Genomic DNA, 26,523 nt, shown 5'->3' on the forward strand with positions numbered 1-26,523 from the left:
GTTAATTATTCGTTCTGAAGTAATTCAGATATTCTTCTACATCCTTCTTCTGAAGCAACTTCTGCCAGTTTTCGGATGATATTGCAAAGGTAATGAATTCTACGCCTCGAATTTTGCCTATCGGGGATTGCGGCGCTTTTTGTTTTATGGTATAAGCCTGTGCCTCTTTCAGGTTAGGGAAAGCCCGCAGCAGCAGCATGCCTCTGTTGCCATCAAATGGCTGCTGCTCCAAAGCCAGCTTTTGGTTGCGGAAGTAGGTGTTGTTATACTTCTCATACTTGGCCCCGATGTCCTTGAAAGCGGCATGCTCTGTAGGGTATAGCATCACAAAATAATAAGCCGAATCAGGGGCGCTGGTATAAGCCAGCGGATCAACGGCAGATGGCTGTACTTCTGGTGTCTGAGCCTTTGCGGTGTCCTGTGCTGTAGCTGTCGTATCCAAAGGCGTGCCAATCTGAGCGGTGTTTGCTGTATTCGGTTTGGCAGTGGCCGTATCAGGGGCTGTATTCAGGTTAAGCGGGCGTGGCTGTTGTGGTACCGTGTTTCGCCCACGTGCCGAGGCCAGGGCGATGCTGTTGCTAACCCGTTGCTCCGGCGTGCGCTCGTCCAGCTTTTGTGCTGTGGGTGGCGCAGGTGCCTCCTGACGGAGTTGTTGCTTGCTCTCCAGGTCCTGGTAGCGCTTCAGCAATTCGTCGGCACGCGAGGTCAGCGTGCTGGACGGATGCTGCTGCTTAAACGCCAGCAGTTGCTGCCGAAGCAATTCCGGTTTTTCGGAGCGGGCAGTGATCATGACGTGCAGGAAGGCTACTTTGTCAGGTATATCGTTGAGCGGGTATACCTGGCTCAGTTCTTTGAGGATAGTGGTCGCCTGCTGATACTCTCCCGATTCATACTGCGCAAAAGCTGAGTCATAAAGTGTGTGCGCTTTGATGTTGTCAAGTGCATTCTGACTCATGTAATTCGGGTCGTCTACCAACTTGGCATAGATCGTATTCGGGAATTGTTGTTTGATCCTGGTGTAATACGTGTCCTTCTGCTCGCTGCCTGCCCGACTGTAGATCAGGTATAGACTATAGTGTGTCTCGGCAGCATGTTCGGATTGCGGGAATCGCTGCAGGAACTTCTCGTAAGTCACCGTCGCATCTTCGGGCGAGTTGAGCTTTTGCGCATAAATGTTGCCCAGGCGGAACATGGCGTCCTCCAGCAATTTCTCGGACTGCTGCAGTGCCAGTGTTGTAGACGGAATATTCTGCAGATAAGTTTCAACCTGGGCCTGCAGACGGGCAGAGCGGGTTTCTTCGGATTCAGCTGCTGCAGTGTCGGTGGGCGCTTCCATCGCTACCACTTCTTCCTGACTTCCTACGGTCTCTCCACGGCTCAGAAGTCGCCAGTTGTCCTGCAGCGGACGGTCGCCCCAACGCCTCACGAACTCAGAGCGGGCTGTTGCCATGGCCGCCGGGTTATCAAAGTAAAATACACCTCCTGTATTGTTGCCTCCTGCTGCTGCATCCGGATTATTGCGGCCTCCAACGGTTACGGCTGCCTGTTGTTCCTGGGCGCGGCGGCCCTGGCGCTGCTTTTCCTGCTCCAGTTGCTTGGCCTGTTCTTGCAGGCGGGCTTCTTCTTCCTGCTGCACCAGGTTCTGCACAAAAGTCAGGCGCTCGCCTTCGCTTAGGGCTGCCAAACGCTGCAGACTGTCCTGCAACTGGATCGTGTTGTACTGCTTTGTGAAGTCAGCCAGCACGTTGCGGCGTTCAAGCACCTGCTCGTACTCCAAGGATTGTTGCGGGTATACCTGCACGGCGCTGTCGTAATAGGCTTGTGCCAGGTCGTACTTATTCAGGTTCTCGAAATAGATCTCACCGGCCAGCAGGTAGGTATAGGCTTTCTGGTTAGGTATAGTGCCGGGTGTTTTCAAAGAAGCTTCAATGTTCTGCAGTGCTTTGTCGAAGTGCTGCTGGCGGCGCTCAAACACTGCCATCTCGTAATAGATCTTGTCGCGGTACTCGGTGTTTTTCTCGTCGCGCAGCATTTTCTGGTAGTAGCCCGCAATGCGGTTCAGATCTTGTGCATCGTCCAGTTCCGACACCTGGCCCAGGTATAGCCGACTGAAAAAGCCCAGGTCGTAAGGCGGGTTGCGGCGCAAAATGCGGCTGTACTGCTGGTAAGCCTCCTTGCTCTGGCCGCGGTCCTGATACAGCCGGGCCAGTGAGAAGCGCACGCGCGACTGGTCATCCCGCTCCGTAAAGTTCGGCAGCGACAGGTCCAGGTTCTCGATCACAGCAGCGGTATCGCCTTGCATGAGGTGGTACTCGGCGCGGGCCAGGTATAGCTCGCGGGCATTGTCGCGGTTCAGGCGCTCTTTGCGCAAAAACTCCGATACCTGCCAGGCATTGTCCGTCTCCCCCAGCTTCAGGAATGCGCGCATCAGCCAAACCAGCGCCTCGTGTTTCACGTGGCGGTCTTTGCCGGTGGAGTTCACATACCGGAATGTCTGGGCAGCCTCCGGAAAGTTGAGTTCATAAAAGCGCACCTTGCCGATGACCAGGTAACTGTCGTCGATCCATTTGCTGTTCGGGTGGTACTGTATCGGGAAAGAGGCCTTTTTGATGACATCCTCCAGGTCGGCGGCGTGCGCCTTGTAGGTAGCCGAGTCAATGGGCGGGAAGATGGGAAGAGGCCGGTTGTAATCGTACACGGTCTGGTCCTGTATGCTCTTCTCGATCGCATCCAGCTTCTCTTTCGCTAAAAAGTAGCCATTGTAACGGGCCGTTGTGTTATGGTAGGCCTTGCTGAGCGGATTGTTGCGCTCGGCAGAACAACCTGCCAGTAAGAGGCAGGCCAACACGAAGAGAAGGTATGGTGAGTTTTTGCTCAAAGTATCGAAAATGTGCCGCATAAATGGCCAGCCCTGCGCTTATCACCTTATAACGGCCCGGCTATACCTGAAAGTATCCAAGCTGAAACGGCGCGCAAGCTGCAAACCATCTACAAAAATACAATAATATGCCAATTATGTAAGGGCCTCGGGATAAAGCCTGAAGCTCGCTATTGAACTATAGAAAATAAGAAATGGTTTCAGGCCTCAGAAGGCACCGTGGACAACCTAAAAAGCTGGCGAAATAATGTCGGTTTGCACAGAAGCCCGTGAAAAAAGCGTAATTTTGTAAATCATTGAAAAACAACCCAGCGCATGGCACAGCCAGACGAACAGAAGCCGAAGGGCGAGGACTCTTTTAAAGGCTACCTGAAGTATTCGGGGCTGGCCTTCCAGATGATCGGAGCGATGGTGTTGGCCGCCTGGGCCGGCTCGGCGCTGGACGAGCGCATGGGCAACGAAAATCCGTGGATGACGATCATATTGCTGGTAGTAGCTGTGGTGGCCTCCATGGTGTTGGTAATAGTATCCTTAAACAAAAAGTAACCGCATTGAAATTCTTTAAGAACCTCCTCATTTTCACAGGTGTCGTGAGCATTGGCATCGGCCTGCTCTCATTTTATACAGGCACGGCACTCCTTCACCCGCTTATCTGGTATATTTTAGGTTTTATGGTCTTTGTTACGGCGCTGGCCTTTTATGTGTCGCGGCTGGGCGTGGGCTACGACCCGGATAACTTTCAGCTGTACTACTTTGGCTCAATGGGTTTCCGGATGATCCTCAGCATCGCCGTCATATTTGTTTACATCTACATGTACTCCGAAAATGAGCTGCAGTTCGTTTTCAACTTCTTCGCGTTATATTTTCTATTTACCGGGTTTGAAATCTACAGCTTAATAACTAACTTCGCACCGCAATTGAAAAAGCAAAGCTAGAAATAGCTTTTGTAGATTTTAACTTTGCTTCTAAATCTCTCTTAATGAAGAAGTTATTTATTTTACTGTTTTCCTTCCTGACAATCTCTGCTCATGTGGAGGCTGCGGCGGAAGGCGGCGAGTTCAAGCCAGGCGATATGATCACCCATCACATCGCCGATGACTATACCTGGCATTTTGCCGATGGTGTAACGCTATACCTTCCTGTTATCCTGATCGATAACGGTGCTCCAAAGGTGTTTTCATCGAGTAACTTCTATGACGAGAATCATGCGTTGGTGCCTTACGAAGGCTATGTGCTGAGTCACGGTCACATCTACCGTGCGGATGCCAATGGCCAGCAGGCTGCTGACCAGTCTTCTCTTTTAGACTTCTCTATTACAAAGAACGTGGCTTCGCTTTTCATTAGTGTGGCCCTGCTGCTGCTGGTGTTCTTCACGATTGCTGGCAGCTATAATAAAAGCCGTGGCAAGGCGCCAAGAGGGCTGCAGTCTTTCTTTGAGCCGATCATCATCTTTATTCGTGATGAAATCGCCAAGGCGAACATTGGTCCGAAGTACGAGCGCTACATGCCCTACCTGCTGACCATTTTCTTCTTCATCTGGTTCAACAACCTGCTTGGTTTGATGCCGGGCGGTGCCAACCTGACAGGCAACATCGCGGTAACGTTGGTTTTGGCTACCATGACATTGTTGATCACGGTGTTCAGTGGCAATAAGAGCTACTGGTCGCACATCTTTGCTACACCGGGTGTTCCTACCTGGCTGGCTCCGATCATGATCCCTGTTGAACTGATCGGTATCCTGACAAAGCCGTTCTCGCTGATGGTTCGACTTTTCGCCAACATCACGGCGGGTCACATCATCATCCTGTCGCTGTTCAGCCTCATCTTTATCTTCGAGAGTATCTTCGTGGCGCCGTTGAGTGTTGCCTTCGCCATCTTCATGTTCTTCCTGGAGTTGTTCGTGGCCCTGCTGCAGGCGTACATCTTCACCCTGCTGTCAGCGATGTACTTCGGTGGCGCGGTAGAGGAGCACGACCATGTAGGTGATCACGGTCACGGCGACGGAGCACATTAATCTGTTTTTTATTTTTTAACTATATATAACTATAATTATGTTAGCAATTTTGCTTCAAGCAGTAGCAGCTACAACCGACTTCGGTTTGGCTATCATGGGTGCCGGTATCGGTGCTGGTCTGGTTGCCCTTGGCGCTGGTTTGGGTATCGGTAGAATCGGTGGTTCAGCCATGGAGTCTATCGCGCGTCAGCCAGAAGCTGGTGGTAAAATCCAGACTGCTATGATTATCGCGGCTGCCCTTATCGAAGGTGTTGCACTTTTCGGTGTGGTAGTTTGCTTGCTAATCTCTTTCAAAGGCTAATATCCTTTGTATTTGGTCTCTCGTCCGGACGCATGGTCCGGACGGAGAGATTAAAAATAGTTAAATAGTTAAAAGCACTGCCGGTGAGAGCCGGTGAACTGATTAAAACCTAATTATTCAAATTCATACACAATGGAATTAGTAACCCCAGGTATAGGTTTAATTTTCTGGCAGACGGTGACTTTCATCATCGTGCTGTTTTTGCTTTCCAAGTTCGCCTGGAAGCCAATCATGAACGCCCTGAATGAGCGTGAAACTTCTATCGAGAATGCACTGAGCGCTGCCGAGAAAGCAAAGCTGGAAATGCAGGGGCTGAAGGCTGAGAACGAGAAACTGCTGGCCGAAGCCCGCATGGAGCGTGACAAGATCCTGAAAGAAGCTTCTGATGCCGGCAATGCCCTGATTGAGACAGCAAAGCAAAAGGCAAACGAAGAAGGTTCGCGCATGATCGCACAGGCGCGTGAGGCTATTGAAAACGAAAAGCGTGCCGCTATCACGGAAGTGAAGAACATGGCTGCCGTGCTTTCAGTGGACATCGCGGAGCGCATCCTGCGCAAAGAACTGAGTAACCCACAGGCGCAGCATGAGCTTGCCAAGGATTACATCAAAGAAGTAACGCTTAACTAATCGTATCAACATAGCCCTGTCACCCTTGGTGAGGAGGCCATAATAAAGCAATATGTCAGAAATTAGAATTGCTTCGAGATACGCAAAGTCACTGATTGAGCTGGCACAGGAAAAAGGTGTGCTGGAGCAAGTGAAGGAGGACATGGATATGTTCGCCAAAGTACTTGACCAGAACAGAGAACTGAAGCTCCTGATGCGTAACCCGGTCGTGAAGTCAGACAAGAAACTGGCCGTTATCAATGCGGTATTCAAAGGCAAAGTAAACGACCTTACCCTGGCTTTCTTTAAGATCGTGGCCCAAAAAGGCCGTGAGTCGGTGCTTGTGTTTATTGCTCCTGAGTTTACGAAGCAGTACAATGTGTACAAAGGCATCACAACAGCCAGCGTAACCACGGCAGTGCCGCTTACAGAAGAACTTCGCAACGAACTTGGCCAGCGCCTGGTAGCACAGACTGGTCAGCGCGTAGAATTAGAAGAAAAGATTGATACGACCCTCATTGGTGGCTTCGTGCTCCGCGTGGGCGATCAGCAGATTGACAGCTCTGTGAAGTATAACCTGAACAAGCTGAGAAATAAATTTAAAGACAACCCCTATATCAATAAATTATAATCATGGCAGAAGTAAGACCTGACGAAGTATCAGCCATACTAAGAGAGCAGCTATCTGGCTTCCGTTCTGAGGCAGAATTGGAAGAAGTAGGTACAGTACTGCAAGTGGGTGACGGTGTCGCTCGTATCTATGGCCTTTCCAAAGCACAGTCTGGAGAGCTATTAGAGTTTGAGAACGGACTTCAGGCGCTTGTTCTGAACCTGGAAGAAGACAACGTAGGTGCCGTAATGCTGGGCGACTACAGCGAAATCAAAGAGGGCGCCACTGTAAGAAGAACAAACCGTATCGCCTCTGTAAAAGTAGGTGATGGCATCATCGGCCGTGTGGTTAACACACTGGGTCAGCCAATCGACGGTAGAGGTCCTGTTGCAGGTGATCTGTACGACATGCCACTGGAGCGTAAAGCACCAGGTGTGGTATTCCGTCAGCCGGTAAACGAGCCAATGCAGACGGGTATCAAGGCGATCGACTCCATGATTCCGATTGGCCGTGGCCAGCGTGAGCTGATCATCGGTGACCGCCAGACAGGTAAGTCTGCCGTTGCGATTGACACCATCCTGAACCAGCGCGAGTTCTTCGAAAAAGGACAGCCTGTGTTCTGTATATATGTGGCCGTAGGTCAGAAAGCATCTACAGTAGCCCAGGTAGTGAAGTCACTGACAGAAGGTGGCGCGATGGATTATACAGTAGTCGTTGCGGCTTCTGCTTCTGATCCGGCTCCAATGCAGTTCTTTGCTCCATTTACTGGTGCGGCTATCGGTGAGTTCTTCCGCGATACCGGCCGTCCTGCACTGGTTGTTTATGACGACCTTTCCAAGCAGGCCGTTGCTTACCGCGAAGTGTCTCTGCTGCTGCGTCGTCCTCCAGGGCGTGAAGCTTATCCTGGTGACGTATTCTACCTGCACTCCCGCTTATTGGAGCGTGCCGCTAAGGTAAACGCCTCTGACGAGATCGCCCGTAACATGAACGACTTGCCAGAGTCAATCCGTCACTTAGTAAAAGGTGGTGGTTCTTTGACGGCTCTTCCGATCATCGAGACACAGGCTGGTGACGTTTCTGCTTATATCCCGACGAACGTGATCTCGATCACAGACGGTCAGATCTTCCTGGAAACCAACCTTTTCAACTCCGGTATACGTCCTGCGATCAACGTAGGTATCTCGGTATCACGTGTGGGTGGTAACGCTCAGATCAAGGCGATGAAGAAAGTATCTGGTACCCTGAAGCTGGATCAGGCGCAGTTCCGTGAACTGGAAGCGTTTGCCAAATTCGGTTCTGACCTGGATGCCGCGACTAAGCTGACAATTGAGCGTGGTCGTCGTAACCTCGAGATCCTGAAGCAGCCACAGTTCTCTCCGGTATCAGTTTCTGAGCAGGTAGCGATCATCTACTGCGCTACAAACGGTCTTCTGGACAACGTGCCTGTAAACGAGGTTAGAACGTTCGAGAAAGACTTCCTGCGCACGATGCGTGCCCAGCACCAGGACACCCTGAACGCACTGTTGGCCGGCAAGCTGGACGACGAGACGACAGGTGTTATCAAGCAGGTAGCCAGAGAGCTTTCTGCCCGTTACAAAAAGTAATATTTGGTTATGAGTTAGAGACTGCTGATAAAAGTGGTCTCTAACTTTATGCTCATAACATATAGAATATGGCAAGTTTAAAAGAGGTTAGAAGCCGCATCACATCCGTTTCGTCGACACAGCAGATCACCAAAGCCATGAAAATGGTGGCGGCTGCCAAGTTGAGACGTGCTCAGGACAACATTCTGCGCATGCGCCCTTATGCGCAGCGCCTGAGTGGCATCCTGGCTAATCTGTCTCAGCTGACAGAGGGTTCTGTGTCGAACAAATACTCTGAAAAGCGCGAAGCGAACAGAGTGCTTGTGATCGTGGTAACGTCTGATCGTGGTCTGGCGGGTGCTTTTAACTCAAACATCATTAAAGCAGCCAATGTACTGGCACAAGGCAAATACCGCAGCCAGCAAGAGGCCGGTAACCTTACCTTCCTGACAATTGGTCGTAAAGGTGCTGAAGCGTTGAGTAAGCGTGGTTACAAAGTGATCAGTGACTACACTGGCACGTTCGCAAACCTTTCTTTTGACACCGTTCGCATTGCCGCGGAGCGTGCCATGGATGGTTTCGTTGCCCGTGAGTTTGATCAGGTTGACATCATCTACAACGAATTCAAAAACGTGGCGACACAGATTGTACGCAACGAGCAGTTCCTGCCAATTGAAGATAAGCCTGTAGAGGAAACAGCCAACAGCATGGTGTCTGACTATACCTTTGAGCCATCAAAAGAGCAGATCATCGAGGAGCTTATACCTAAGTCGCTCAAGATTCAGGTATACAAAGCGGTGCTGGAGTCGAATGCCTCCGAGCACGGTGCCCGAATGACTGCCATGGACAAAGCGACAGAAAACGCAGGCGAACTGCTGAAAGAACTGAAGCTTACCTACAACAGGACGCGTCAGGCGGCCATCACGAAGGAAATTCTCGAGATCGTGGGTGGTGCAGAGGCGCTTGCTGCAAAATAGATTGAATTACCAGACATAAAAGCAACGCCCATCACACCAGGTGGGCGTTCTTTTTTTGGGGATATAATACAGTGTGTTATATTTTTGTTAAAACATCGAATGCAGGACCGTACGCTAGCCGATAAGCTGGGAAGTGTTGCCTATATTTGAGAAACTCAACAACATACACATGAAGTTAAGCGGTTTAAGATCCGGCATCCAGACTTTAGTTGCGGCAGTACTTTTAGTTACTGTGCAGGCTTGTACGACAGCTAATACAGCCAATAACCCAGTCGTTGCAAAAGAGCAGCAAAGCCAGCAAGTGCCGGGCGTAGAAGGCCGGCCGAAACTGGTAGTAGGCATCGTGGTAGACCAGATGCGCTACGACTTTTTGTACCGCTACTGGGACAAGTACAGCGAGGGCGGATTTAAAAGACTGGTCAAGCAGGGCTTCAACTTCAAGAACAACCAATACAGCTACGTACCAACCTATACCGGTCCAGGCCATGCTTCCGTTTATACCGGTAGCGTACCTGCCCTGAACGGTATCATCGGAAATTCCTGGTACGACCGCACCACAGGGAAGACTATTTACTGTGTGGAGGATAAGACCGTGAAAACGGTAGGCAGTACCTCCGATGCCGGCCTGATGTCGCCCCGGAACCTGCTGACGACCACCATTACAGACGAACTGCGCCTTTCCAACAACATGCAGTCCAAAGTAATAGGTATAGCCCTGAAAGACAGAGGATCTATTTTGCCAGCCGGCCATACTGCCAATGGCGCCTATTGGTTTGACTCGCCATCCGGAAACTGGATCACGAGCACGTTCTACGCGAACGCCCTGCCAAGCTGGGTACAGGAGTTCAACAACCAAAAGCATCCGGATAAACTGTTGGGTGAAGTTTGGAACACACTCCTGCCAATTGAACAGTACACCGAAAGCACAGCAGACGATATGCCTTGGGAGCGTGCCCTGCCTGGCGAAGAAAGACCGGTATTCCCGCACAACATCCCTGCCCTCCGTGGCAAAGATTACGAGCTGATCCGCTCTATACCTGCCGGCAACACCTTGACTACGGAGTTTGCCAAGGCAGCCCTGCGTGGCGAGAACCTGGGCAAAGGAAACCACACTGATTTTCTGGCGCTGAGCTACTCCACACCAGACTATACCGGGCACTCATTCGGGCCCAACTCCATTGAAGTGCAGGATGTATACCTGCGCCTCGACCGAGAAATAGAAGAATTGATCAACCTGCTCGAAAAGGAAATAGGCAAAGACAATGTCCTGATCTTCCTGACAGCAGACCATGGCGCAGCGCACGTGCCGGCTTATATGGAGTCGCTGAAGATACCGGCGGGCACAGCCAACTCTGGCGTCCTGCGCGACTCGCTCGAGCTGCACTTAAACAAGACATTTGGTAAAGGCCGCTGGGTGGAGCGCTACACGAACCAACAGGTATACCTGGACCATAAAACTATTGAAGGCAAAAAGCTGAAGAGAGCAGATGTGCAGGAAGCGGCAGCCAACTATGTCGTGCGCTTCGAAGGGGTGGCAAGAGCCATTTCAGCGGATGCGGTGCAGCGTGCGGGTTGGGCTGGCGGTATGATGTCGCGCATTGCGAGTGGCTACAATGCACAGCGCTCGGGCGATGTGATCGTGGTGTTGCAGCCAGGCTGGTTTGAAGGCTATGGCAGTGGACCGCAAAAAGGAACCACGCACGGCTCGTACAGCAACTACGACACACACGTGCCACTGGTATGGTATGGCTGGAAAGTGAAGCCGGGCGAAAGCTCCGCTGAAACCGCTGTAGCAGATATTGCCCCTACCATTGCCTCCTGGCTATACATACAAGAGCCAAACGGCAGCGTGGGGCGCCCCTTGCAAGAATTAATGAAGTAACAATACCTGTCGGGACGATACAAACGACAGTTTTTAAGATGAATATATGATGGAGAATTTAGAAAAGAATAACCCGTGGCACAGCGTGAGCTACGGTGAGGAGGCCCCGGCAGTCGTTACTGCTATCATTGAAATTCCAAAGGGTTCGAAAGCAAAGTACGAGTTGGACAAGGAGAGCGGCATGCTGAAACTCGACCGTGTACTTTTCTCTTCGGTGAACTACCCTGCCAACTATGGCTTTATACCTAAGACTTACTGCGACGACAAAGACCCACTGGACATCCTGGTGATCTGCTCGCTGGACGTGGTGCCGATGTGCCTGATCGACGCGAAAGTGATCGGTGTGATGCGCATGATCGACAACAACGAAGAAGACGACAAAATTATCGCCGTGGCAAACAACGACATGTCGGTGCGTCACATCAACGATATTTCTGAGCTGCCTCCACATACCTTGCTGGAGATGCGCCGCTTCTTTGAGGACTACAAGAAACTGGAGCACAAAGAGGTGATCGTAGAGCAGTTCCTGGGCCGTGAGCCGGCTTACGAAATCATCAGGGAGAGCATCAGACTGTACGACACAACCTTTGGCGAAATCGAACCAAAGAGCACCATCTAAAACTTTACTTTTCCTGTAAAGCCTGATGTGGGGTAAAACCTGTGTCAGGCTTTTTTATTTACGGCCGACCGGGGTTTGAAAGCCGTTTCTGAATTGCGAACTTGCAGAGAAGGATGTTAGAAAAAGAACACAGCGAGATACAAAGCCAGCAACCACTGGCCAATCGGGTCAGAGCAGGTATAGAAGCCTTGCTCTACAGCAGTGTGTTCATTTCGCTGTGCGCTTTCGGACTAACGGTAGAAACGTACTTACTGACAGGTAACCAGGTGTCGCTACCGATGGCAGGCTTTGTGTTTCTGGCGACGCTCTTTACCTATAACACCAGCAGTTTGCAGCGCATGTGGCGCGGCTGGCGAGCTGGCGAAGCAGGGCAGCCCTGGAACATCCGGCATCAACGGGAACTGGCGGTGCTGGCTTTGCTGAGTCTGGCAGGCGCAGTTGTGCTGTTTTTTGTGTATGAACTCCGGATCAACCTGTGGTTCGTGCTGGTCCTGGCACTGATTTCGGTAGGCTATACCGTACCCCTGGCGCGCAGCCGTCTCAAGCCTTTCCGGAGCGTGCCCCTACTCAAGGTTTTCCTGATCGCCTTGGTCTGGTCTGCCGTCACCGTGCTGTTTCCTTTGATTGATGCTGCGGTTGCGTTAGACAGTTCGGGTATGTTGCTCTGGCTTCGGCGCTTCCTCTTTATCCTGGCGCTGGCCCTGCTGTTCGACATCCGTGACTATACCTACGACCGCCGCACCCGCACCCTGACCTTCCCCGGCTTGCTAGGCGAGAACTATACCCGGTTCCTGTCGCTGGGGCTCCTGTTGCTATACCTGCTATTAGTGCTGCTAACGGAAGAAGGCGAGGTGCTGGTCAGCTTACTGAGCGCTGCCCTGGTGGCTGGCCTGATCGTGTGGAATGCCTCGGAAGAAAAGCCCCGCATCTATTATGCGCTGCTGGCCGATGGAGCGATGCTGGTGCATTTTGCGTTCGTATACCTAGCCGTCAGCTAAGAGCGGCGCAGCTGCTGAAAAGCCTGTGGCAAATGCTGTATTACATCCGAGGCGATCAGTGCGATCTCTCCCACCGTACTTTTAGCCAGATCGCCGGCGAGTCCGTGCAGGTATACGCCCAGCAGGCAAGCTTCTTTTAAGATATAGCCTTGGGCTACCAGCGCTGTCAGAATGCCGGTCAGCACATCGCCTGTGCCGCCCGTGGCCATGCCTGCGTTGCCGGTCGTGTTGAAGTAGATGTCTCCTTCGGGCGTGGCGATGGCCGAGTGACTTCCTTTGAGCACCATGTAGCATTGGTATACCCTACAGAACTCCCGCAGCTCTTCCAGCCTTTCGTATTCATTATGGCTTTTGCAAACGAGTCGTTCAAACTCTTTGGGATGCGGTGTGAAGATGACCTTTCCTTTTGGGAGCTGTGCTTTGAGCTTGTCGCTGCTGGCGATCAGGTTGATGGCGTCAGCGTCGATGACGAGCGGCAGATCCGTGGTGGCCAGCAACTGGCCGAGCATGGTTTTGGTCGTTCGCTCGGTGCCAATGCCCGGGCCTATACCGATGGCGTCGTATTTTTCCATAGAGTCCGGAAGCCCGGATAAATGCTTGCGGTTGCTGTCAGGTATGAGCATGGCCTCCGGAACGGCTGTTTGCAACACATCGTAGCCAATGGCAGGTGCCTGCACGGTGAGTAAACCCACGCCACTTCGCAGACAGGCCCTAGCCGCGAGCACCGCCGCCCCGATTTTCCCATAGCCTCCGCAAAGCAAGAGCGCGTGCCCGTAGGTGCCTTTGTGCGAAAATTTGCTCCGTGGCTTGATCAGTTGCTGCATCTCATGCTGCGTCACATACTGAAAGCTCGAGTTCGCCTCTGCCAGGTATGCCGGGCTCAGACTGATGGGGACGATATGCCAGTCGCCAACATAGTGCGCATGCTGCGGCAGAAAAAAGGCCAGCTTGGGCAGCTCAAAGCTCACCGTGTGATCTGCCTGCACAATGGCTCCCTCAGCAGGCGTTTGTTTGTCGGTGTACAAGCCCGAAGGGATATCCATGGCAACGGTGCAGGGGCTGTGTTCGTTGAGCCAGTTGACCACATCGGCATAGCGTCCGGTGACAGGTCTGGAGAGGCCAGTGCCGAACAGCGCATCGATCACGCAGGCTTTTTCAGGTATAGCAGGCAGATCGGCTTTGCTACTGATGTGGTGTGGAGGCACCTCGTGTGGCAGGCGCTCCAGGTTGATCTGAAAATCCGGGGAAGTTGCATTTCCGTCGTTAACCAGGTATAGCTGCACATCGTAGAGGCGCTGGTGCAGGAGCCGGGCTACCACCAGGCCATCGCCGCCGTTGTTGCCGGGGCCGCAAAAGATACAGACAGGGCACTCTGGTGTAAACTTGTTTTCAAACCAACCTACAAATGCCCGTGCTGCCCGTTCCATCAACTCTTCCGAAGCAATGCCTTCCTCGCTGATGGTCTGTGCATCGGCTTCGCGGGTTTGTCGATCGGATAGGATTTTCATACGTTGTTTTTATACTTCTTAAACCTGAGATAGTTGTACGCAATTTTACGGCACATATTGGGTAACGCAAATTTCAAGGTATAGCAGCAACAGAAATCAGGTATAAAAGAAAGTAAGTGGCTTGATTAGATAGAGTCCTTCCAGGTTAAAACGCCAGGGTGGCCGTCAGCTTTATTTTGAGGTTGTCTTTAGCCCGTGGCAAGCCATAAGGGCCGTAGCGGTAAAAGGCACCCACGCCAACACCCGAGAAAGCCGAGCTGATGACGTTGTTGAGCATCAGTCCGGATTCAAAAAAGCCTTTGCGCATGTTGGCATACGCCAGGGGCTGTAGCTCAGGTATAGACTGACGCAGGTCGCCGATGCCCATGTTCTGCACAAGGACCAGATCTGGTTTAAAGAGTTTGGTGTTGAGCAGGCGCTTGCCCAGGTCCTGGCGGAGGAACAGCGCCACGTAGCGGTCCGAGAAGAACTCGTAAGGGCGCATGGTTTCGAAGCCTTCGCCTGCATATACCTTGTAATTGGAGCTGTAGCTGCCGTAGCCATTGTAGAGAGTCACGAAAGGTGCCTCGCCCTGCACCCAGCCGCCGGCCAACACAAAGCTGGTTTCGCCGAGGCTGCGCTGCCGGATGGCACCCTCAGCACGCAAATCGAACTTGTTGTAGGTATAGCCGTCACTTTCCAGGGCGTCAATGCCTTTGGCGTATTGGAGCCAGAGCACAGGGTAGCGGCTTGGCATGGGCAGCAGGCGGTTGAACAGTTGCATGTATTGCTCGCCATAGGCAAAACGCAGGCCTGCCGTCACTTCAGCCAGGTTAAATTCCGGCATACCTATACCTGGCTCCGGCGTGAAAAGTGGCAGCGTGGGGCGGCGTTGTTCCTGCCGTATACCTGCCTGCCACTGCACGTAGCGCAACATGCGCCCGCTCAGGCCGGCGCTGCGCTGGGTGGTATAGTCCAGGTGGGGCAAAAGGGCGGGACGCAGATTGCGGAGCAGTGCGCGCTCCTGGAAAGGGAGGCGGCGGCCACCCGGCTCTTCCACGTCTTCGGCAAAAGCCGCTGAAAGGGTGAGTTCAGAAGGTTTGTGCAGTTTAACGGCCGCATCAGCCCCGTATTTGTGCTCCTTGTCGCGCAGGCCATAGCCCCAGTAGCCGCCTACCGTTAAACGCTCTGAAAGCAGGTTGTTGGTGTGGGCGCCTATACCTATACGCATCCCCTCAAAGCGACTCACCTTCAGCAGCCGGTTCAGGTCCAGGCTGATGGGGCCAACGGGCAGCTGCTTTGCCATGAGGTACTCCATGGTGCGGATGGTGCGGTCGAGCTTTTGCGCCTGGCCCACGCTGTCGAGGCGCTGGTAGGTGGTTTGCTCTTTCAGTGACAGGGAATCGGGGCGGTACTGCTGCCAGAGCTGCTCCGGCTGTCGCCAGGCATCCGGGCGCTGCTCCAGGGCAATTACCCCAAAATCGCTGCGCCGCAGCGGTGGGTTCAGGTTCACGTTGGTAATGTAGGTGCGGATGCGCCCGTAAGGTTGGTGCCCCCGCATGTAGATCTGCTGCACGGTTATCTCCACATCCAGCTCCGAAGGAAACCACTGCCGACCACCCACTTTCACAAATTGCTGCTGCAGCTTCAGGCCGCGCTTGTCATCAGCGTGCGACTCGGCCACTACATTCTGCACCGCCCAACCGTCGCTGTTGATGTATAGCAGACCTTTCAAGCCATTGAAATTCTTGCCAGGCTGTGGCGCATACGAAATGATAAAGACCGTGTCTGCTCCCACTACCGCTGTTTCCTGCAGCATAAAGTCATAGCGCCTGATGCTGCCATTGCTCAGGGGACTCAGGTAGCGTTTGCCAAAGAACACAGGCATGTCGTCGTACACCGAGAACACCCGCGCCTCGGCTGCCACTACTCCAAAGCTGGGTTGCCGCAGCCCCGATACCCGGGTAGCCAGGATGGTTTCCTTTGAAAGGTTGCTGCCCAGCTGCGCAAAGTCGGTGATGCTCTCCATCATAAAGAGGTGCTGTTTGGCCAGCAGGTGATGCATGCGCAAGGTGGAGGAGTCCTCTTCAGAAAGGCGGAGGGTATCGCTCAGGTCGAGGTCATCGGGAGCGTTGGCCGTCAGGATGAATTTGTTGTAGGTGCGGTAGGTATAGGCCGGAATGTTGTCGAGGCGGTGGCGCTCGCGGTTTTGGTTGGCCAGCCGGATGATGCGGTGCGCCGGATTGATACCGGAGTGAATCACGACTTCCCGTAGTTGGGCTGCAGAAGGCCGCAAGGCAATGTCAAATTGCGAAAGCGAATCGACGGGAACGGTTTGCGGGGTATAGCCCACGTAGCTGAAGCGCAGGCTGGTGATCGGTTGGTTGTGCCGGAGCTGGTACTGCCCTTCCAGGTTGGAGGTGGTGCCTGTCTCGCCGTTGTTGACCACGATGCTCACGAATGGTAGCTTTTCACGTGAGACGGCATCACGTACCGTGCCCTGTACTTGGTATACCTGCGCAGCGGCAAGGCTTACCTGTAGGTATAGGTATAAGCAAAAGAGCAGGCGGCGTATGGGCATGTGGTAAAGATATAAAAAGAATGGACGCCTCCTCACAGAGCAGAAGGCGCCAGGTTATACCTTGCGTGAAATCATGTTGGGTTAAAAGGTAAGGGACATGGCCATACCCATCTGTCCGTTGGGTAACACAACCGGGTACATGGCTGTGTTCAAGCCCCCTCCCTGCGTGAGTTTGGCATGTATCCAGTAGACCGTGTTCACGGATAGGATACCTACACCAGCGCCGGCCAGCACATCAGAGAGCCAATGCGCATCGTTCAGCACACGCAGTACACCGGTGCCGCCGGCTATACCATAGCTCACCACACTTACCCAGGGACTCTTGTGCCGGAACTCCTTATCCATGAAAGTAGCGATGGTGAACGCGTAGGCCGTGTGGCCTGAAGGAAAGGCGTAGGGCTTGCCATTGGGCCGGTCTCTGTCTGTCAGTTTCTTGGTGGGCCAGACGATAGCCGATGCCAATGCCCCCGAGGAAAGGAGCAGCAAGGTCTGGCGCCCGAGTTCGTGCCTGTTTTGCGACGATATGATGTTGAAACCATACAACCCCACCAGCGGTGCCAGCATGGCAAAATCATCCGCATTGGTTGCAAACTTAGGGAATACCCGGTGCCGGTAGTCGAACACATCATCGCTGTTCAGGATGCCATGTCCCCCAATGGTATAGACGCCGGCACCGATCAGCACAACAGCAGGTATAACGGCCCGCTTGAGGTAGCGTTTGTTGTCGCCCTCCAGCCGCTGCGACTTTGTAAATGGGTGTTTCTGGCCGGGAAGTACAGTGTCGGCGGGAAGTGTGAAGAAGTCATCACCTACACTCCTTAGCGTATCTGCCTTCGGCTTCTGTTGCGGGTGCTTCTGTACCTGCGCCAGGGAGGTGGCAGGCCCAAAAAGTATACTAATCCAAAGGAGGTGTATCGTTAACAGCTGATTCAGTCTAATATGCATGCTACAGTAAATTCGTCTGACACTCGGAGTGCAAAAAAGCACATCAGTGAATTTTAACGGCTACTATTGCCATGGGTTTTAAAAGGAAGCTACATTGTATAGCCCTGCACAGACGCAAGCTAGAGGTCACAGGTCGTTTACCGGTCCACTTCACCCAGCACGATATCCACGGAGCCCACAATGGCAATGAGGTCGGCCACCATGCAGCCGCGGCTGATTTCGGGCAGTACGGATAGGTTCACGAAGCTTGGGGCGCGCCCGTGGCAGCGGAAAGGCACGTCGCTGCGGTCGGTGGTGCGGAAGAAATAGCCCAGCTCGCCACGCGGGGTTTCGCCCCGGAAGTAGAGTTCCTGCGTGCCGGTCATGCGCATCTTTTTGGGGCAGGCCGCCTGAGGATCGAAGTCGGGGGTACGCTTGTGCTCGCCCAGCAGCCTGTCGAGGCATTGGCTGATGATCCTGACCGACTCGCGGCACTCGAGCGCCCGCACATAGTTGCGGTCCCAGCAGTCGCCGGTGCTGCCCATCATACCTTCGCCGATCGGCACCTCAAATTCCAGCTCCGGGTATACGCTGTACCCATCGACACGGCGCAGGTCGTGGCGCAGGCCGGAGCCACGCAGCATGGGGCCAGAGCAGCCGTAGTTTATGGCCACATCCAGCGGCAGCACGCCTACGTTGGCCGTGCGGTCAATAAAGATCTTGTTGGTGAGCAGAATGGTGTCGAGCTCGTCGAGCTTAGGCTTTAGGTAGTTAATGAACTCGCGGCAGCGCTCCTCAAAACCAATGGGCAGGTCGTAGTACAAGCCCCCCACCCAGATGTAGTTATACAGCATGCGGGCACCGCTCGTCCACTCAAGCAGGCGCTGGATGTGCTCGCGATCGCGCAGCAGCCACAAAAAAGGCGTGAAGGCCCCTATGTCAATGGCGTACGTGCCGATGGCCAGAAAGTGCGAGGCCAGCCGGTTGAGCTCTGTCACCAGCACCCGGATATACTCTACCCGCTTCGGTATCTGGTCGGTGATGCCCAGCAGTTTCTCCACGCCCATGCACCACACGTGCTCGGAGTTCATGGCAGCCAGATAGTCCATGCGGTCCACGTAGGGGATGGTCTGGTTATAGGCCATGCTCTCGGCATGCTTCTCGAAACAGCGGTGCAGGTAGCCGATGTGTGGCGCCACCTCCTGCACAATCTCCCCATCTGTGACTACCTCCAGGCGCAGCACGCCGTGCGTGCTCGGGTGCTGCGGCCCCATGTTCACGATCATCTCGCCTGCCCGCAGGTGTTCCAGGCTGAACTTGTTCGGCTCCGACTGCAGCAGGTATTCTTTGTGCGTGGTAGACAAGGGGGAGTTAGTTAAGAGTTGAGAGTTAAAAGTTATGCGTTATACAAAGTTCGGAAAAATGGGGGAATTATGGAGGGGATTGTTTTAGGTTGAGAATGTCGTTTTAAAAAGTATATATTTTAAATAATATATAGTATATTCGGTAGTCTAGTCACGGTTATCTGTTAAAAGCGACAGAAAACCGGATGTTTATTCCGTTTAGTAGTTAGTTAGCACTTATTTGTATTTATGAAACTCGCAAATTTCGAGTTAGAGGATACAGTTACACTTTGTTATGCAGGAAAGTACGTGGACCTTCATAATGATTATAACTTCTATGAATTCAAGTATTCAATATCCTCTCAAGTACTCGAAATGCAATGGCATAAATTAGATTGTAAAGAATCCATCTCAAATAATGTAGATAAAATAAAATTATACTTTAGTGGGATAAACTTCCTGAAGATACAAGAAAGGGATAGGGAAATGCCTGTCAGCGAGGACAATGTGTTGATGCTATTGGGTTTCTACCTCAAGAAATGCGGGAGGATATGGAAAGTTTTGGTGTGAAGCCAGATTATGAAAATGATGATATGATTATCATTTTCCGAGGTGGACAGACCTTCAAAATAAATGCGGAAGAGGTTAAACTGGTAATAGAGTAAAACATTTGTTAACCACACCTTTACTGTAACTACGCCACAGCAAAGCCCAGTCCGTTAGGCAAAATGAAAGTTATAGAATGAAAGGCCTCACTTTATCAATACTGACAATATTATCAGTCCTTTATTGTCTTCGCTTCGGGTATATCTGGACAGCCTATGGGCATGGGGGACAAATGATTGGAATACCCTTCGCCCTACTAATGATCGGCTTGACAATAAGGTATGTAGCAGTTAAGATTGAAAGGAAAAAAGAAAAGATGTTTTATGGGGCTCTGTTTTATTTCTCTGCATTGGCCTTGTTCAGCATAACAATAGAAATAATCAGAAGCAGTAACTCGAATTACTTTGAGCTACTTTATGTAGAGCCAGGGGGAATTGTGAATAAAATATTCATGGCATTTGCAGCCGCTGGAGTTATCGCAACATTTCTGAAATTTCGCCAGATAAATAAACAGGAAGCTATAGAATAGAATCTCTTTGGCTAGCCCAGCACATAAGCCAAGCTTTGGCTATACTTTGCTCACCTCATGTACCAACCAGTTAAATAGACAGGCTATACCTATGGCGTATGTGCTGCAGATCAGATTCTTTAGCCAGAACTAAGCAAACAGATTGACTTCTAACACCTCCTGAACGCATGCTATACCTGAAAAGAACCGATTCGGATGATTCTGACTTTGTAGCGCTGGTAAAACTGCTCGACGCTGACCTGGCTATCAGGGATGGAGAAGAGCACGCCTTTTATGCACAGTACAACAGGATCGACAAGATAAAGCATGTGGTGCTGGCTTACGAAGACGAAAAGCCTTTGGGCTGTGGGGCGATAAAGGAATTTGTGCCGGGCACCATGGAAGTGAAGCGCATGTACGTGCTGCCCGATGGGAGGAATAAAGGTATAGCGAGCCGGGTGCTGTTGGAACTGGAAACCTGGGCACGAGAACTCTCTTTTGAAAAGTGCATCCTGGAAACTGGGTTGAAGCAGCCGGAAGCGATCGGACTCTACAAAAAGAGTGGCTACCAGTTGATCCCGAACTATGGGCAGTATGTTGGTGTGGAGAACAGCGTGTGCTTTGAGAAAGTGCTACACTAAACTGCCTTCTTTGCTATACCTCCGGCTTCTCCAGTAAGGAATTTTCGGAAGAGGTCAGTTGCACACGCTTACCACGGGAGCCGCCTTATTCGTTATCGTTAGGTGCTTCTGGGTGGAACTCTATTAATGCATCATACTAAAACGGCTCAACCCATGAACACAGAATGGCACTTCCTGGTGATGATTGTCGCCTCTCTGCTTGTATTCTTTCTCGTGATCCGGGCGGTATTGCCGGGGCAGGAGTTTCTGCAGAAAAAGTATACGGTGGTGGTGCTCTCCCTCTGGGTAGTGGTTGTCGGGATGCTGTTTGGCAAGTACGGCGCGACCTGGGGCTTGCCCTGGTGGATCTACTACCCGGCTCCCATGCTGATGACCGTCTTGTTGCCACCGTTCGTCCTGAAACTGAGAAAAACCAAAACGATCCTATACCTGGTTCTGAGCTTTCTCTCGGCACCTTTCATACACATCTTTTTTTCATTCTGCTGCGGCTGGACAGAGTACATGCCCTTCTGGGAAATTCCATCCGCACAGGCTTTGTTTCTCTAAAAGGTCCTGCTAGTGCGAGCCAGTAGCTTACGCTTACTCTAAGAACATAATGGCAGGTGCGAACTGCAAGCTTGCGTAGGAACTGTAATCAGGAACAAGTGATCCCTAGGGCGGGAGTTCCGGAGTTTTTTGCCTTCAGATTACCGTGAACATCAAGGTCAGAAATTGACCCAAAGCCTATAAACTATGGAGTTAAATTCAATGCAGAAACTATGAACGAAAAGAGATTCTTTAAAATCCGGCTGTATTTCACAGCAATGGTAACAGTGGCTATTTGGTCGCTTCTGGCCTGGGACCATTTTCAAGGAGGCGTGCCGAGCCACCACATCGCGGCAGATAAAGACATGCCCGCGATTTCTAATTGGTGGGGCGCTCTTTTGCTTCCGCTGCTGACCTGGGTGCTGCTGCACCGCATCCAAAGAAGGGTGTTTGGTGCCAAAGTTGACTCCTCTGCCATTCCTGGGGCGTTGCGGCACGTGGTCTACAGGTTTGCTGGCGCTTTGTTATTCGGAGTCCTGATTGCCGTTCTCTTTACATTGGGGTACAATGATGTGACGGGCTACCTGGTGTTAGGGCTGCTTCCGCTTGCCATCCTGTTTCCGCTTTATCGGGCCGAGTGTCTGCTAGGGTTTGTCATGGCCATGACTTTTACTTTCGGGGCCGTGCTTCCAACTGCATTTGGGTCATTCCTGGTTCTGATGGGCCTGGTGCTCTACCGCATCGTCCGGCCGGCCATCCTATATGTCCTGCCAAAGATCGCGTTCCTGGCATCGTTGAGTAAAGAGAAACCCCATCAGTAAGCAGATGAAAAGCGATATGTCTCCCATCGTCACCATGAAAGCAGCTGTACATACCCGGTACGGACCACCCGAAGTCGTCAGTATCAGGGAGGTTCCCAAGCCGGAGCCCAAAGACAATGAGGTACTGATCCGGGTCTACGCCTCGACCGTTAACCGCACCGACAGCGGGTTCCGGAGTGCCGAATATTTCATTTCGAGGTTCTGGAGCGGCCTGCTTCGACCTAAGTGCCAAATACTTGGTTGTGAGTTCGCTGGCGAGATAGAGGCGGTGGGCAAGGAGGTGAAAGTAGCAAAGGTCGGGGCGAAGGTTTTCGGATTTAACGACAAGAAATGGGGCGGGCACGGTCAGTACATCACGTTGGAGGAAAACGACCCTTTCACGACTATACCCGAAGGCCTGACCTACGAAGAGGCTGCCCCGATAACCGAGGGCGCGCACTATGCGTTGGGCCATATTCGGGCAGCAAAAGTCGCCCGCGGGCAATCTGTGCTGGTTTATGGGGCGACGGGTGCTATCGGGTCGGCGGCAGTGCAGCTGCTCAAACATTTCGAGGCACACGTAACGGCAGTGTGTTCTACCAAACACGTAGCACTTGTCGAATCGCTGGGGGCTGACGTGGTCATCGATTACACGCAGGAAGATTATGCCCAGGCTGGCCACAGGTATGACGTGGTGTTGGATGCCGTCGGGAAAACGTCTTTTGGGCACTGCAAACCTGTCCTGGCGGAAAAAGGCATTTACATCTCCACGGAGCTCGGCAAAAACTGGGAGAATGTCTACCTGCCACTTCTAACACTGCTGGGAAAGGGCAAGAAGGTGCTGTTCCCTATACCTACCATCAGCAAAGCAGACGTGGAATTCCTGAAGCAATTGGTGGAGCGCAAGGAGTTTAAGCCTGTAGAGGACAGGCGCTATACCTTAGAGCAGATCGTGGATGCTTACCGGTATGTCGAGACAGGGCAGAAAGTTGGCAATGTGATCATCACGCTGCCTTAGGACATTATAAGCTAGCCACAACAGGTCGTTTACAAGGCAGATTGATTACTCCGGTTTCTCCCGCTTGTCCGTAAACGGATCTTCATGCGAGATCAACTTGACAGGCTCACCCCGGAAGCCGCTGTTTTCGTTGTGCTGGTCGTAGGGCACCTTAATGCCGTGGTAATAGTCTTGCAATTGGTAGTCCTTGCGGAGCGGGTGGCCCTCCCAGTCGGCGGCGCAGAGGATGCGGCGCATGTCGGGGTGGTCTTTAAAAAGGATGCCCACCAGGTCGAAGATCTCGCGCTCCTGCCAGTCGGCGGTGCGCCAGATGTGGCTCACGGTTGGCACGACAGGTATAGGTTCTGCTGTTGTGCTGTTGCGCGCTACGATCACCTTGAGCATCAAGTGATGGTCGTACGGTATGGAGTAGAGGTTATACACCACTTCCATGGTGCCGGCTTCGGGACCGTTGTCTATACCTGTCACGCTGGAGAGGAAGTCGAAATAAGTCGCTTCGTTGTCGTGCAGCTCCAGGCATACCTCCGCCAGGCGCTCTGTTTGTAGCACCAGGTAGGGCTGCAGGTTGTCGGCGTTCTCCGATACGATCACCTCTGCCCCAAACTGCGCTGCTATAAAGTCTCTTAACTCTCCGAAAAGCATAGCTTTTTAATTAGTAATGAATAATGACTGAGTGGTGATCAATGATTAATGAACAATCGCTTTAAGTGACCGGGTTTTGCTGATCATCCGAAGTGGATGGATCATTATTCATACCTAATTCATCATTACTTATTTTTGGCTCCTCATTAGTCATTATTAATTCTTCATTATTCATTCCTCCCTTCATTCTTTTCGCCATAATCTGCTGCACGGCTCTTGGTTCGCGGATGGTTTCCTGGCGGATGATCTCCTGCAGGCGCAGGAAGCCACCGATGAGCGCCTCCGGCCTTGGCGGACAGCCGGGCACATACACATCTACCGGTATGATGCGGTCCACACCCTTCACCACATGGTAGCCGTGCTCCCAGTAAGGGCCGCCGCAGTTAGAGCAGCTGCCCATCGAAATCACGTAGCGCGGCTCCGGCATCTGCTCGTAGAGGCGGCGCACGCGGTCAGCCATCTTAAAGGTCACAGTGCCCGCCACGATCATCACATCCGACTGACGAGGCGAGGCGCGCGGTATAATGCCGAAGCGGTCGAGGTCGTAGCCGGAAGCGTAAGCCCCCATCATCTCGATGGCGCAGCAGGCCAGGCCGAAACCCATCGGGAACAGCGAAGTCAGTCGGGCCCAGTTGAGCAGGTCGTCCAGTTTGGTGATGATCACACCGCCTTCTCCCGTCTTGTCCTGTGGAATGTTCAATGGTTAATGATTAGTGATTAATGACGAATGAATAGTGAGTAATACATGGATTTCACGCTAATGACCTGTGCTTGCCGACTATTGCTTACAGATTACTGTCAGATTGTTTACTGTTATAGCTATTGGCTTTTCGCTGTTCGTTTAAGCGCTCGTACACCTCCTTAGGTATACGCGATCGGCTTTGCGGCACCACAGGCTTTGGTCTGATCCAGTCGAGGTGGCCTTTTACCCAGGCATAAGCCAGGCCCAGCGCCAGCACGCCAATGAAGATGAACATCTCGATCAGGGCAAACCAGCCCCATACGCCGTCGGTGGCTTCGATCAGGTCGCGGCGACCGAACACGGTAGCCCACGGAAACAGGAAGGCCAGCTCCACATCAAAAATGATGAAGATAAGCGCTACCACATAAAACCGCGGGTTGAACTGCACCCAGGAATTGCCGATCGGCTCCTCACCCGACTCGTAGGTGGTTAGCTTTTCGGGGTTAGGCCGGCTAGGGCGTATAAGCCGGGCGGTAAACAGACCGATCACCACGAAAATAGCTCCCCCGATCAGGAAGAGCAGGATGGTTCCGAAGTCAGAAAGGTAGGTTTCCTCCATAGTGCCGAAGCAGTTTTACACAAATTTACGATAAAATAACTTCTTGGCATAAGCCCTGTTATGGCTGCAGGCAAAGGGCACGCACAGGTATAGCAAGACGGCTACAGCACAAATACCCAAAAGCACTCTGCCAGCGTTATACCAACAACCTTTCCCGATCTATACCTGTACGAGAGAATCCACACTAAACCAAAAGCAAATGCTCACCGGACGCGTTAATGCACCAGAGATCAATACCCCGCACGGCTGGCTCAACACCGACCGGCGCTGGTCTATCAAAGACTTCAGAGGCAAGATCGTACTGCTGGATTTCTGGACATTTGGCTGCATCAACTGTCAGCACATCGTGCCGGACCTGAACCGACTGGAAGAGGAATTTGCCGACATTCTGGTAGTGATCGGTGTACACTCCGCCAAGTTCGATGCCGAGAAGCAGAGCGAAACCATCCGGCAGGCCATTCAGAAATTTGGGGTGGAGCACCCGGTGGTGAACGATGCCGACTTTGCCATCTGGAACCTGTATGGCATAAAAGCCTGGCCAACGACCGTGCTCATCGACCCGAACGGAAAAGTGGTGGGGCAGCATGCCGGAGAGAACGTGTACGACACCGTGCGGCCCTACATCCAGCGCATGAAAGAGGAGTTCCTAGACGAACTCAACCAGACACCTATACCTGTGCAGCCTGAGAAGCAAGATGAAAGTGCTCTGTCATTCCCCTCCAAGCTGATCAACGACTCCGAAGGCAACCTATACCTGTCCGACAGCGGGCACAACCGCATCCTGAAACTGAACCAGCAGGGACAGGTGCTGGAGGTGATCGGCAGTGGCGAAAGGGGCTTCAACAATGGCGGCTATGCCGATACTACTTTTAACGAACCACACGGGCTGGCCCTGCATGACGATGTGCTGTATGTGGCCGATGCCAAGAACAACGCCATTCGCAAAATAGACCTGCGGCACCGGATGGTGAGCACCGCCGCCGGAACCGGCGAACTGGAATACTACTTCCACGACGACAAGCGCAGCGAACCCGTGAACCCCAACAGTCCCTGGGATTTGCTCATACATGGCAAAAGCATGTTTATCGCCAACGCCGGTAACCATCAGATCCTGCGCATGGATTTGGAAACCGAGCAGGTATACCGATTTGCGGGCAGCGGTCGCGAAGCCCTCACCGACGGATTGCTGGACGAAGCCGCCTTCAACCAGCCCAGCGGACTATCCATCCGGGGCGAAGTGCTTTATGTGGCCGATGCCGAGGCCAGTGCCATCCGTACCGTCAACCTCAAAACAGGTATGGTGCTTACTCCACTTGGGCGTGGCCTCTTCGACTTTGGCGATGTGGACGGCCACGTGGACGATGCCCTGCTGCAGCACTGCGTCGGACTGCAGGTAATCGACAGCGACGTGTACATTGCCGACACCTACAACGGCAAGATCAAGGTGCTCGACATGGAGCATCACCGCGTGCGCACCCTTACCGCCGGTCTGCGCGAACCCAACGATGTGCTATACCTGAACGGCCGCCTGTGGGTCACCAGCACCAACAGCCACCAACTCTTCCTGGTCGATCTGCACACAGGCGCGAAAGAAGAAGTGAAAGTGGTTTAAGTTAGAAAGTCTGGAAGTTAGAAAGTTAGAAAAGGTGTGTTTGTAGCGACGTTATACTGTAATGTTG

General features: G+C 52.5%; 25 protein-coding genes and 1 pseudogene. 18 read left to right on the plus strand and 8 right to left on the minus strand.

Translation table 11 applies throughout. The features are described from left to right. Nucleotide 1: 1 nt before the first annotated feature. On the minus strand, nt 2–2,878 hold the full coding sequence (gene porW, locus Q4E40_RS12380) for a type IX secretion system periplasmic lipoprotein PorW/SprE (protein WP_303412537.1): 2,877 nt from the start codon (nt 2,876–2,878) through the stop codon (nt 2–4). A gap of 315 nt (nt 2,879–3,193) precedes the next feature. On the opposite strand from porW, the gene Q4E40_RS12385 reads away from it, so the two are divergent. The 11 genes from Q4E40_RS12385 (at nt 3,194) to Q4E40_RS12435 (ending at nt 12,468) form a co-directional block, all read left to right on the plus strand. After that, on the plus strand, nt 3,194–3,424 hold the full coding sequence (locus tag Q4E40_RS12385; RefSeq protein ID WP_303412539.1) for an AtpZ/AtpI family protein: 231 nt from the start codon (nt 3,194–3,196) through the stop codon (nt 3,422–3,424). Nucleotides 3,425–3,429: 5 nt separating this feature from the next. Further along, complete coding sequence (locus Q4E40_RS12390; RefSeq protein WP_188500942.1) at nt 3,430–3,813, plus strand: hypothetical protein; 384 nt, start codon at nt 3,430–3,432, stop codon at nt 3,811–3,813. A 44-nt stretch (nt 3,814–3,857) separates the two neighbouring features. Continuing rightward, nucleotides 3,858–4,892: a F0F1 ATP synthase subunit A gene (gene atpB, locus Q4E40_RS12395; protein WP_303412543.1), complete on the plus strand. Its 1,035-nt coding sequence runs from the start codon at nt 3,858–3,860 to the stop codon at nt 4,890–4,892. 37 nt (nt 4,893–4,929) lie between these two features. Continuing rightward, the gene (gene atpE, locus Q4E40_RS12400; RefSeq protein ID WP_007653345.1) at nt 4,930–5,193 is read left to right on the plus strand and encodes an ATP synthase F0 subunit C; all 264 of its coding nucleotides are present in this window, start codon (nt 4,930–4,932) and stop codon (nt 5,191–5,193) included. Between the two features lie 132 nt (nt 5,194–5,325). Then, complete coding sequence (locus Q4E40_RS12405; protein WP_303412545.1) at nt 5,326–5,820, plus strand: F0F1 ATP synthase subunit B; 495 nt, start codon at nt 5,326–5,328, stop codon at nt 5,818–5,820. Nucleotides 5,821–5,872: 52 nt separating this feature from the next. Continuing rightward, nucleotides 5,873–6,430 carry an ATP synthase F1 subunit delta gene (gene atpH / locus Q4E40_RS12410; RefSeq protein WP_116544052.1) on the plus strand — a complete coding sequence of 186 codons (558 nt, stop codon included), beginning with the start codon at nt 5,873–5,875 and terminating at the stop codon, nt 6,428–6,430. 2 nt (nt 6,431–6,432) lie between these two features. After that, on the plus strand, nt 6,433–8,013 hold the full coding sequence (atpA, locus tag Q4E40_RS12415) for a F0F1 ATP synthase subunit alpha (RefSeq protein WP_303412546.1): 1,581 nt from the start codon (nt 6,433–6,435) through the stop codon (nt 8,011–8,013). 68 nt (nt 8,014–8,081) lie between these two features. After that, nucleotides 8,082–8,969 carry an ATP synthase F1 subunit gamma gene (gene atpG / locus Q4E40_RS12420; protein WP_303412547.1) on the plus strand — a complete coding sequence of 296 codons (888 nt, stop codon included), beginning with the start codon at nt 8,082–8,084 and terminating at the stop codon, nt 8,967–8,969. Between the two features lie 169 nt (nt 8,970–9,138). Beyond that, nucleotides 9,139–10,851, plus strand: a complete 1,713-nt coding sequence (gene pafA / locus Q4E40_RS12425) for an alkaline phosphatase PafA (protein WP_303412550.1) — start codon at nt 9,139–9,141, stop codon at nt 10,849–10,851. Between the two features lie 46 nt (nt 10,852–10,897). Further along, nucleotides 10,898–11,470, plus strand: a complete 573-nt coding sequence (locus Q4E40_RS12430; protein WP_303412551.1) for an inorganic diphosphatase — start codon at nt 10,898–10,900, stop codon at nt 11,468–11,470. A gap of 113 nt (nt 11,471–11,583) precedes the next feature. Further along, on the plus strand, nt 11,584–12,468 hold the full coding sequence (locus Q4E40_RS12435) for a UbiA family prenyltransferase (RefSeq protein ID WP_303412552.1): 885 nt from the start codon (nt 11,584–11,586) through the stop codon (nt 12,466–12,468). Here the strand turns inward: Q4E40_RS12435 and Q4E40_RS12440 are convergent. The 4 genes from Q4E40_RS12440 to Q4E40_RS12455 all read right to left on the minus strand — a co-directional run bounded on the left by Q4E40_RS12440 (nt 12,465) and on the right by Q4E40_RS12455 (nt 18,824). After that, the gene (locus Q4E40_RS12440; RefSeq protein ID WP_303412553.1) at nt 12,465–13,976 is read right to left on the minus strand and encodes an NAD(P)H-hydrate dehydratase; all 1,512 of its coding nucleotides are present in this window, start codon (nt 13,974–13,976) and stop codon (nt 12,465–12,467) included. The two genes, Q4E40_RS12435 and Q4E40_RS12440, sit on opposite strands and share 4 nt — an antisense overlap. A 145-nt stretch (nt 13,977–14,121) precedes the next feature. After that, nucleotides 14,122–16,536: a DUF5686 and carboxypeptidase-like regulatory domain-containing protein gene (locus tag Q4E40_RS12445; RefSeq protein ID WP_303412554.1), complete on the minus strand. Its 2,415-nt coding sequence runs from the start codon at nt 16,534–16,536 to the stop codon at nt 14,122–14,124. An 81-nt stretch (nt 16,537–16,617) separates the two neighbouring features. Continuing rightward, nucleotides 16,618–17,481: a phosphatase PAP2 family protein gene (locus Q4E40_RS12450; protein ID WP_303412555.1), complete on the minus strand. Its 864-nt coding sequence runs from the start codon at nt 17,479–17,481 to the stop codon at nt 16,618–16,620. A gap of 137 nt (nt 17,482–17,618) precedes the next feature. Then, on the minus strand, nt 17,619–18,824 hold the full coding sequence (locus Q4E40_RS12455) for an NADH-quinone oxidoreductase subunit D (protein ID WP_303412556.1): 1,206 nt from the start codon (nt 18,822–18,824) through the stop codon (nt 17,619–17,621). Nucleotides 18,825–19,052: 228 nt separating this feature from the next. Between Q4E40_RS12455 and Q4E40_RS12460 the strand changes: the two genes are divergently transcribed. The 6 genes from Q4E40_RS12460 to Q4E40_RS12485 all read left to right on the plus strand — a co-directional run bounded on the left by Q4E40_RS12460 (nt 19,053) and on the right by Q4E40_RS12485 (nt 22,901). Then, on the plus strand, nt 19,053–19,373 hold the full coding sequence (locus Q4E40_RS12460; protein WP_303412557.1) for a hypothetical protein: 321 nt from the start codon (nt 19,053–19,055) through the stop codon (nt 19,371–19,373). Between the two features lie 172 nt (nt 19,374–19,545). After that, nucleotides 19,546–19,938 (plus strand): hypothetical protein, encoded by a 393-nt coding sequence (locus Q4E40_RS12465; protein ID WP_303412559.1) that lies wholly within the window; start codon nt 19,546–19,548, stop codon nt 19,936–19,938. Between the two features lie 167 nt (nt 19,939–20,105). After that, nucleotides 20,106–20,558: a GNAT family N-acetyltransferase gene (locus Q4E40_RS12470; protein WP_303412560.1), complete on the plus strand. Its 453-nt coding sequence runs from the start codon at nt 20,106–20,108 to the stop codon at nt 20,556–20,558. A 153-nt stretch (nt 20,559–20,711) separates the two neighbouring features. Beyond that, nucleotides 20,712–21,104, plus strand: a complete 393-nt coding sequence (locus Q4E40_RS12475) for a hypothetical protein (RefSeq protein ID WP_303412562.1) — start codon at nt 20,712–20,714, stop codon at nt 21,102–21,104. A 212-nt stretch (nt 21,105–21,316) separates the two neighbouring features. Further along, on the plus strand, nt 21,317–21,904 hold the full coding sequence (locus Q4E40_RS12480) for a hypothetical protein (protein WP_303412563.1): 588 nt from the start codon (nt 21,317–21,319) through the stop codon (nt 21,902–21,904). A 4-nt stretch (nt 21,905–21,908) separates the two neighbouring features. Continuing rightward, the gene (locus Q4E40_RS12485; protein ID WP_303412564.1) at nt 21,909–22,901 is read left to right on the plus strand and encodes an NAD(P)-dependent alcohol dehydrogenase; all 993 of its coding nucleotides are present in this window, start codon (nt 21,909–21,911) and stop codon (nt 22,899–22,901) included. A 45-nt stretch (nt 22,902–22,946) separates the two neighbouring features. Here the strand turns inward: Q4E40_RS12485 and Q4E40_RS12490 are convergent, their stop codons facing one another. From Q4E40_RS12490 to Q4E40_RS12500, 3 genes and pseudogenes are all read right to left on the minus strand, one after another. Continuing rightward, nucleotides 22,947–23,543, minus strand: coding sequence for an NADH-quinone oxidoreductase subunit C (locus tag Q4E40_RS12490; RefSeq protein WP_303412566.1), 597 nt, complete (start codon nt 23,541–23,543; stop codon nt 22,947–22,949). Between the two features lie 181 nt (nt 23,544–23,724). Beyond that, nucleotides 23,725–24,243: pseudogene (gene nuoB / locus Q4E40_RS12495) on the minus strand (NADH-quinone oxidoreductase subunit NuoB); the annotation flags it as partial. An 85-nt stretch (nt 24,244–24,328) separates the two neighbouring features. Further along, nucleotides 24,329–24,844, minus strand: a complete 516-nt coding sequence (locus Q4E40_RS12500; RefSeq protein WP_303412569.1) for an NADH-quinone oxidoreductase subunit A — start codon at nt 24,842–24,844, stop codon at nt 24,329–24,331. Between the two features lie 199 nt (nt 24,845–25,043). Between Q4E40_RS12500 and Q4E40_RS12505 the strand changes: the two genes are divergently transcribed. Beyond that, entirely contained in the window at nt 25,044–26,456 is a 1,413-nt protein-coding gene (locus tag Q4E40_RS12505) for a thioredoxin-like domain-containing protein (RefSeq protein WP_303412571.1), read from the plus strand. Nucleotides 26,457–26,523: the final 67 nt, after the last annotated feature.

Origin of the sequence: Pontibacter coccineus (assembly GCF_030546575.1) — a bacterium.
Lineage (GTDB): Bacteria > Bacteroidota > Bacteroidia > Cytophagales > Hymenobacteraceae > Pontibacter > Pontibacter coccineus.

Excerpts from the sequence above, each read along its gene's own strand:
- atpE (WP_007653345.1), top strand. The coding sequence starts at position 4,930 with ATGTTAGCAATTTTGCTTCAAGCAGTAGCAGCTACAACCGACTTCGGT.
- Q4E40_RS12385 (WP_303412539.1), top strand. The coding sequence starts at position 3,194 with ATGGCACAGCCAGACGAACAGAAGCCGAAGGGCGAGGACTCTTTTAAA.
- Q4E40_RS12480 (WP_303412563.1), top strand. The coding sequence starts at position 21,317 with ATGAACGAAAAGAGATTCTTTAAAATCCGGCTGTATTTCACAGCAATG.
- atpG (WP_303412547.1), top strand. The coding sequence starts at position 8,082 with ATGGCAAGTTTAAAAGAGGTTAGAAGCCGCATCACATCCGTTTCGTCG.
- Q4E40_RS12430 (WP_303412551.1), top strand. The coding sequence starts at position 10,898 with ATGATGGAGAATTTAGAAAAGAATAACCCGTGGCACAGCGTGAGCTAC.
- atpH (WP_116544052.1), top strand. The coding sequence starts at position 5,873 with ATGTCAGAAATTAGAATTGCTTCGAGATACGCAAAGTCACTGATTGAG.
- pafA (WP_303412550.1), top strand. The coding sequence starts at position 9,139 with ATGAAGTTAAGCGGTTTAAGATCCGGCATCCAGACTTTAGTTGCGGCA.
- Q4E40_RS12470 (WP_303412560.1), top strand. The coding sequence starts at position 20,106 with ATGCTATACCTGAAAAGAACCGATTCGGATGATTCTGACTTTGTAGCG.
- Q4E40_RS12465 (WP_303412559.1), top strand. The coding sequence starts at position 19,546 with ATGAAAGGCCTCACTTTATCAATACTGACAATATTATCAGTCCTTTAT.
- Q4E40_RS12435 (WP_303412552.1), top strand. The coding sequence starts at position 11,584 with ATGTTAGAAAAAGAACACAGCGAGATACAAAGCCAGCAACCACTGGCC.
- Q4E40_RS12505 (WP_303412571.1), top strand. The coding sequence starts at position 25,044 with ATGCTCACCGGACGCGTTAATGCACCAGAGATCAATACCCCGCACGGC.
- Q4E40_RS12485 (WP_303412564.1), top strand. The coding sequence starts at position 21,909 with ATGAAAAGCGATATGTCTCCCATCGTCACCATGAAAGCAGCTGTACAT.
- Q4E40_RS12500 (WP_303412569.1), bottom strand. The coding sequence starts at position 24,844 with ATGGAGGAAACCTACCTTTCTGACTTCGGAACCATCCTGCTCTTCCTG.
- Q4E40_RS12445 (WP_303412554.1), bottom strand. The coding sequence starts at position 16,536 with ATGCCCATACGCCGCCTGCTCTTTTGCTTATACCTATACCTACAGGTA.
- Q4E40_RS12460 (WP_303412557.1), top strand. The coding sequence starts at position 19,053 with ATGAAACTCGCAAATTTCGAGTTAGAGGATACAGTTACACTTTGTTAT.
- Q4E40_RS12405 (WP_303412545.1), top strand. The coding sequence starts at position 5,326 with ATGGAATTAGTAACCCCAGGTATAGGTTTAATTTTCTGGCAGACGGTG.
- Q4E40_RS12475 (WP_303412562.1), top strand. The coding sequence starts at position 20,712 with ATGAACACAGAATGGCACTTCCTGGTGATGATTGTCGCCTCTCTGCTT.
- Q4E40_RS12450 (WP_303412555.1), bottom strand. The coding sequence starts at position 17,481 with ATGCATATTAGACTGAATCAGCTGTTAACGATACACCTCCTTTGGATT.
- Q4E40_RS12440 (WP_303412553.1), bottom strand. The coding sequence starts at position 13,976 with ATGAAAATCCTATCCGATCGACAAACCCGCGAAGCCGATGCACAGACC.
- atpB (WP_303412543.1), top strand. The coding sequence starts at position 3,858 with ATGAAGAAGTTATTTATTTTACTGTTTTCCTTCCTGACAATCTCTGCT.
- Q4E40_RS12490 (WP_303412566.1), bottom strand. The coding sequence starts at position 23,543 with ATGCTTTTCGGAGAGTTAAGAGACTTTATAGCAGCGCAGTTTGGGGCA.
- atpA (WP_303412546.1), top strand. The coding sequence starts at position 6,433 with ATGGCAGAAGTAAGACCTGACGAAGTATCAGCCATACTAAGAGAGCAG.